At 69.2% G+C, this 6112-nt stretch carries 7 protein-coding genes; 4 read left to right on the top strand and 3 right to left on the bottom strand.

Annotated elements, in window-relative coordinates:
- Positions 1–69 precede the first annotated feature (69 nt).
- Entirely contained in the window at positions 70–930 is an 861-nt protein-coding gene (locus HUU95_RS06155) for a TonB-dependent receptor domain-containing protein (RefSeq protein WP_368039803.1), read from the top strand.
- Here the strand turns inward: HUU95_RS06155 and HUU95_RS06150 are convergent.
- A complete protein-coding gene (locus HUU95_RS06150; RefSeq protein WP_174279308.1) occupies positions 917–1510 on the bottom strand; it encodes an FMN-binding negative transcriptional regulator in 594 nt (197 codons plus the stop codon). The genes HUU95_RS06155 and HUU95_RS06150 overlap by 14 nt on opposite strands.
- A 1-nt stretch (position 1511) precedes the next feature.
- Entirely contained in the window at positions 1512–2468 is a 957-nt protein-coding gene (locus HUU95_RS06145; protein WP_217429783.1) for an alpha/beta hydrolase, read from the bottom strand.
- A gap of 183 nt (positions 2469–2651) precedes the next feature.
- On the opposite strand from HUU95_RS06145, the gene HUU95_RS06140 reads away from it, so the two are divergent.
- The 3 genes from HUU95_RS06140 (at position 2652) to HUU95_RS06130 (ending at position 4964) form a co-directional block, all read left to right on the top strand.
- Entirely contained in the window at positions 2652–3407 is a 756-nt protein-coding gene (locus HUU95_RS06140; RefSeq protein ID WP_174279307.1) for an AraC family transcriptional regulator, read from the top strand.
- 262 nt (positions 3408–3669) lie between these two features.
- Complete coding sequence (locus HUU95_RS06135) at positions 3670–3924, top strand: nitronate monooxygenase (protein WP_174279306.1); 255 nt, start codon at positions 3670–3672, stop codon at positions 3922–3924.
- Entirely contained in the window at positions 3921–4964 is a 1044-nt protein-coding gene (locus HUU95_RS06130; RefSeq protein ID WP_174279305.1) for a zinc-dependent alcohol dehydrogenase family protein, read from the top strand. Before HUU95_RS06135 ends, HUU95_RS06130 begins: the two co-directional genes overlap by 4 nt.
- Before the next feature lie 443 nt (positions 4965–5407).
- Here the strand turns inward: HUU95_RS06130 and HUU95_RS06125 are convergent, their stop codons facing one another.
- Positions 5408–5947 (bottom strand): PqiC family protein, encoded by a 540-nt coding sequence (locus tag HUU95_RS06125; protein ID WP_174279304.1) that lies wholly within the window; start codon positions 5945–5947, stop codon positions 5408–5410.
- Positions 5948–6112: the final 165 nt, after the last annotated feature.

Raw genomic sequence — 6112 nt, 5'->3', positions numbered from 1 at the left:
ACGCCATCGAAATGAGGGGTCCCTCTTGGACGCCGATCACCCCGCTAAGGGGGTCCCTTTTGCACGCCGATCCACATCAATTATCGATCCAACCCGCGTCTCCAATTTCTGCCCAACGCGGCGGCGATCACGCCGTTCGACTATCAGCCCGGCACCAAGCAGGACACCGGCTTTATCCCCAAGGCGTCGTTGAAGTACCAGCCAAGCCGCTACTTCATGGGCTATGCGCTCTATTCGGAAGGCTTCCGCATCGGCGGCGTCAACGTTTTTTCCCGGGCCGCGAACACGCCGCTCGATTTCGGCAGCGACAAGACCCGAAACTACGAGATCGGCACCCGATTTGATCCCGTTCCCGGCACGATGTCGTTCGACATTGCCGCCTATCACATCGATTGGGACAACATCCAGGCGCGGCTCTTCACCCCGGTGACGTTCAATGCCTACACCACGAACGGCGGTGGCGCGAAGATCGACGGCGTCGAGCTGACGCTCACTTTCCGTCCCGCCCCGTTCCTCACCTATACGAGCAACGTCAGCTACAACGACGCGCGGCTGTCGGCGCTGCTGCCCGACAGCTTCGCCGCGGGTGGCGGCTATGCCGCCGGCTCAAAGCTGCCCGGCGCGTCGGACTGGACGATCGCCAACCAGCTCGAATTCTATCTCGGCCACTCGCCGCTGCGACCGCGGCTGGGGATCGCGCACCGCTATCTGTCCAAGTCGCCGGTCGCGTTCGGGGCGACGCTGCAACGGGGCGGGTATGGCATTCTCGACCTGAACGCCTCGGTGAACGTGGCGCGGCGTATCGAGCTCGGCGCGTTCGCCAAGAACCTGACGAAGACCTATGGCATCCTCGACGCGCCCTTCTCCTTCGCCGGCTCCGTGGTACGCCCGCGAACGGTCGGCGGCACGCTGCGCTTCAACTTCGAATAGGCCGGCCGACGCGGGCCATCCACGCGGCGAGCTCGCGGTCGGGGTGGCGCGCGACGATCTCGTCGAACACCTCGGTTGATTCGTCCTGACCCAGCTTCAGGTCGTGGTCAGTCGCGACGACCGTCGCCCGGAACGCGACGATGCGGCCGAGCAGCGCGTCGCGACGCGGACCGAGCCGGTCGATCATCGCCCGCCCGCCCGCGCCTTCCATCGCATGCATCAGCTTCGCGACGGCGGACAGCGTCTCGTCGGGAACCAGCGTCACCGCCACCGAAAACCGGAGCGCCGTGTAGTTCCAGCTCGGCGCCCAATCCTGCTTTGAGACCAGCGAGGCGCCGACATAGCCTTGCGGTCCCATGAACACGACGAGGCCGCGCGGATCGGCGGCAAAGGCCGCGACCAGCGGATTGCGCCGCCCGCAATGGCCAAGCAGCGCTATGACGCTGCCGTCTGGACCCGTCTCGGCGAGCAGCGGCAACGGGCTGGAACGGAGGCCCGCCGACACCACCCAGGCGAGCGGCGCCCGGCGGATGATGTCCGTCACCTCGCCCGCGTCGCCCGGCTCGAACCCGCCCAGCATCTCAGCCGCCCACGATCGAGCGGATCCAGGTCGCCTGGTCCTCGATCGCGCGCGCCGCCAATGGGGCGATCGACACCGCCTCAAGGAAGCTGTGCGTCGCGCCGCGATAGGTGATCGCCTCCACCGCCACGCCTGCGGCGGCCAGCTTGTGCGCGAAGGCGCGGTTGCACCCGGCGAGGATGTCGCACTCGGCGATCGCGACGAACGTCGGCGGCAGTCCTGCCAGGTCGGCGCGCAACGGCGCGACCAGCGGGTCGCGAAGCTGCGCGGGCGCGGTGACGTAGTTGGCCCAGAAGTCATCCATCTCGTCGACGCTGAGCGGGAAAGCGGCGCCGCCGTAGCGGTCGTAGCTCTCGGTCGGCTCGGGATCGAACGCGCCGTAGTTGAGGACCATGCCCGCCAGCGGCGGCCGGCCGCGCTCGCGGCGCAGCAGGCTGGCGGTGACCGACAGATTGGCCCCGGCCGAGTCGCCGCCGATCAGCACGCGGGCCGGATCGATGCCGAGCCGGTCGGCATCGCCGAGGACCCAGTCGATCCCGCCCGCCACCTCCTCCAGCGCGACCGGATATTTGTGCTCGGGCGACAGGCTGTAGTCGAAGCCGATCACCGCCACGCCCGCGCGTGCCGCATACTCGCGCATCAGGCGGTCATGCGTGTCGATGCTGAACAAGGTCCAGCCGCCGCCATGCACATAGATCATCGCGGGGAGGCGCGGCTGCGCCTTCGGCAGGTAGAGCCGCATCCGTAGGCCGGCCGCCGCGAAATCACGCACCTCGTGCATCGCCGGTCCGCCGGCGCGCCACCGCTCGCGCACCCGCTCCGCGATCCGGCGACGGCCGGCGAGATCGGCCGGATCGCCGGTCGCATGCTCCGCATAGGCGGCATTCACGAGGTCGACGAAGCGGCGGATGTCGGGATCGACGCGGTCGGGGTAGGTCAGCTCGGACTGGATGGTCACGTCCGTCACTCTCCTTGGCACCGCTACAACGCGCGGCGGCGCATAGCGTGGCGCGACCGTTCGCGGTTGGCGCGATCGGGCCGATCATCCATGGGGAAGGGCCAGAACGCGGCGGCGCTGCTTTGCAATACAGTGACAAGGCCCTAGACATCGCACAGTACGCCTCATCGTCGGGGACGGGCCATGCGGCACAGCAACGAGGTGTTGACCAGCGGTCGCCCGGTGATCGCGCTGCAGGACGAGTACGCGGCTGGGTTCGTGGACCCCATGCACGCGCACGATCGCGTCCAGATCCTCTACGCGTCCGCCGGCGTGATGTCGGTGCGGACGCCCGAGCTGAGCTTCGCGATCCCGCCCCAGCGCGCGCTCTGGCTGCCGCCCGGCCTCCCGCACGAGGTCTGCTGCCGCGGCCGCGTGTCGCTGCGCACCTTGTACATCGCGGACGCCGCCGACGCGACGGCGCCGTGCCGCGTGTTCGAGGTATCCCCGTTCCTGCGGGCGCTCATCCTGGAGGTCGCCGCCTTCCCGCCGTTCGGCGCGCCAACGGCGCGCTGCGAGCGGATCATCGAGCTGTTGCTGGCGGAGATCGCCTGCATGCCGGACGCGCCCTACCAGGTCGCGATGCCGCTCGACCCACGACTGCTGCGCGTCTGCGCCGCGATCCTGAGCGACCCCGCCGACAATCGCGACATCGACGACTGGATCGGCGTTGCCGCGATGGGCCGGCGGACCTTCACCCGCACCTTCAAACAGCAGACGGGAATGGGTTTCGCGGTCTGGCCGCAGCAGGTGCGCCTGATGGAGGCGCTGTCGCAGCTCGCCGCCGGCATGCCCGTGACGCAGGTGGCGTTCGACGTCGGCTATGATAGCCCGAGCAGCTTCGCAGCGATGTTCCGACGGGCGCTGGGGGTGCCGCCCAGCCACTATCTGAGGCACTGATCGCGATGGTGCAGCCCCGATGACGGCGGTCCCCGACGCTCGCGGAGCCGCCCTCCGCGCCCGCTTCGGGATGCGCCTGTCGATCCGCGAAGCGCGATGGCCGGCAGCGCCTCGCTCCGAAATGCGGCGGCGGTGACGCAGCCAGGCGGGATGACCGTTTTAGCGGCGCGGCCGCGCGCGGCGTCGTCGCCATGAGCCTGTTCCCGCCGTTCTTCGTTCACAAGGCTAGGGTGGCCGGCATCGACTGTTCGCGACATTCACGATGCTCGCCGAGGCGTTGCCCGCTCAGACAGCGGGAGCGGATGCGATGATCGCCCAGAGGATCGAGGCCGGTGGCCATTGCGGCAGGTTCGATCCGGGTCTGGCGCATGATCCGGGCGTGGGGCTGATGTCGTTCCTGCCGGGGCTCGCCGATCGGCTGACGATCCCCGTCGTCGCGGCCGGTGGCATCGAAGACGGGCGCGGCCGTTCGGCCCGCCTGCCCGATGGTCGGAAGATCTGGGCTGTCCGTCGATGAAGGCGATGATCTTCGACGCTTTCGGCGCGACGCCCGCGATCCGCGATGTGCCCGATCCGGCGCCGGCGCCCGATGGCGTGGTGATCGACGTGAAGTCGACGGGGCTGTGCCGGAGCGACTGGCATGGCTGGCGCGGCCACGACCCCGACATTCGGCTGCCGCACGTGCCCGGTCACGAATTTGCTGGCGTCGTGGCGGCGGCCGGTGCCGAGGTGCGCCGGTTCGACGTCGGCGACCGCGTCACCGCGCCGTTCGTCCTCGCCTGCGGGTGGTGCCCGAGCTGCCACGCCGGCGACCAGCAGGTCTGCGAGGCCCAGGCGCAGCCGGGCTTCACGCAATGGGGCTCGTTCGCCGAGTATGTCGCGCTGGATCGCGCCGACGGCAATCTGGTGCGCCTGCCCGAGACGATGGCGTTCGCCACCGCCGCGAGCCTCGGTTGCCGTTTCGCCACCGCTTTTCGCGCGGTGGTCGATCGGGGGCGTGTGCGCGGCGGGGAGTGGGTGGCCGTGCATGGCGCGGGTGGGGTCGGCCTGTCGGCGGTGATGATCGCAACCGCGCTGGGCGCGAACGTCGTCGCGATCGACGTGGCCGAACCCAAGCTGGCGCTCGCTCGCGCGCTCGGCGCGGTCGCGACGGTGAACGCCCGCGAGGTCGTCTCCGTCGTCGAGGCGGTCCGCGCGGTCACGGGCGGCGGCGCTCACCTGTCGATGGATACGCTGGGCGCGCGCGAGACGTGCTTCAACTCGGTCACGTGCCTGCGGCGGCGCGGTCGGCACGTGCAGGTCGGCCTCATGCTCGGCGACGAGGCGCGGGCCGAGGTGCCGATGGCGCAGGTGATCGCGCATGAGCTGGAGATCCTGGGCAGTCACGGCATGCAGGCATGGCGCTACGACGAGATGCTCGCCTTGATTCTTGCGGGCCGGCTGCGGCCGGAACGGCTGATCGGCGGAACGCTATCGCTGACCGACGCGATTCCTGCCCTGGTGGCCATGGATCGTCACCCGCCCGACGGCATCGTTCTGATCGACCCGCGCTTGTGAAGATCAAGCTTTGTCCACTCCTCAACCGGTACAGGCCGTAGCGACACTTTCGGACGATAAGGTCGCTTATTGTCTGAGCTGTCGCTTGTCAGGTTTGCAGGGTTACATTCGTCGCTGTCATGCGGCGCTCTCACATCCCCAAGGCGGCCGGGCGCAACCGCAATAACATGCCGACATAATGAACCGTCGCCCGCTCCTCGTCGCTGCGGCCGTCCTGTCAACTACGCCTACGTCATCAGCTCAGCCCATTGCGGACCTCAGGTGGTCGCGGGTGCCGTCGATTGGTTCGATGTAAATGGCCGATGTTCCGCAAACCAACCCGGTCCGTTCTCTAGCCGCCGGCCGAAGTGACGCAGTTCTCCGGTCGGCGCCAAAGGCGCTGTGTCGACATTGCAGGGGTCGCAAGTTCAATCCTTGCCACGCCCACCATTCCGCTGACCCAGCTATCGCAGCGTCGCGACTATGTCGTCCGCGAGCTGACCGATCAGCACGCCGAGCGCGGTGGTCTGGCCCGCCGCGTCGGGGGTCGCGAGCGGGGCATGTAACGTGAGCTGATGGGGGGCGCCGTCGCCGACGCTCCAGCTCACCGTCATCACTGATTCAGCGTCCGTCTCGTCGAGATCGAGTACAGCGATTGCGACGCCGCGCGTGCCGGGGCGGCGTGGCGTGTCGGGGAAGATCACGCTGTCCGCCGGCAGCCGCGCGAGCAGGTCGCGGGTCAGCGCGCGGCGGATCAGGTCGCCCGGCGGCGCGCTCCAGCGATCGAAGTCCAGCACCGCGACGCGGTTCGCGGCGTCGTGCCGGACCAGTTCGAGCCGATCGATCGCGAGCGGCACGCGCACCGCGTCGATCCGGATCGGGCTCGCCAGCGCGGGGTGGCGCGTCGGCGCGGGCGCCGCCTCAATCGTCCAGAAGCGGGTGGCGCTGCTGTGCCCGCAGGCGGCGAGCGCGAGGACGGCGATTGGTAAGAGCCGGCGCATCATCGTTCTTTCTTGCCTTTGAGCAGCGCCTCGGGGTGGCGGCCGAGATAGTCGGAGAAGGAGCGCAGCGCGCGCGCCGCTTCCGTCAGCTGCCGCACTGCCGCCGGAATGTCGGCGTCCTGACCCGCGCCGCCGCCGCCGACCAGGTCGTTCGCCGCCGCCGCCGCG

The organism is Sphingomonas bacterium (genome assembly GCF_903643065.1).
Taxonomy (GTDB): domain Bacteria; phylum Pseudomonadota; class Alphaproteobacteria; order Sphingomonadales; family Sphingomonadaceae; genus Sphingomonas.
This window is presented reverse-complemented; position numbering and strand designations above follow the sequence as displayed.

Coding starts and splice junctions, on each gene's coding strand:
- HUU95_RS06130 (WP_174279305.1), top strand. CDS start 3,921: ATGAAGGCGATGATCTTCGACGCTTTCGGCGCGACGCCCGCGATCCGC.
- HUU95_RS06125 (WP_174279304.1), bottom strand. CDS start 5,947: ATGATGCGCCGGCTCTTACCAATCGCCGTCCTCGCGCTCGCCGCCTGC.
- HUU95_RS06135 (WP_174279306.1), top strand. CDS start 3,670: ATGCTCGCCGAGGCGTTGCCCGCTCAGACAGCGGGAGCGGATGCGATG.
- HUU95_RS06140 (WP_174279307.1), top strand. CDS start 2,652: ATGCGGCACAGCAACGAGGTGTTGACCAGCGGTCGCCCGGTGATCGCG.
- HUU95_RS06150 (WP_174279308.1), bottom strand. CDS start 1,510: ATGCTGGGCGGGTTCGAGCCGGGCGACGCGGGCGAGGTGACGGACATC.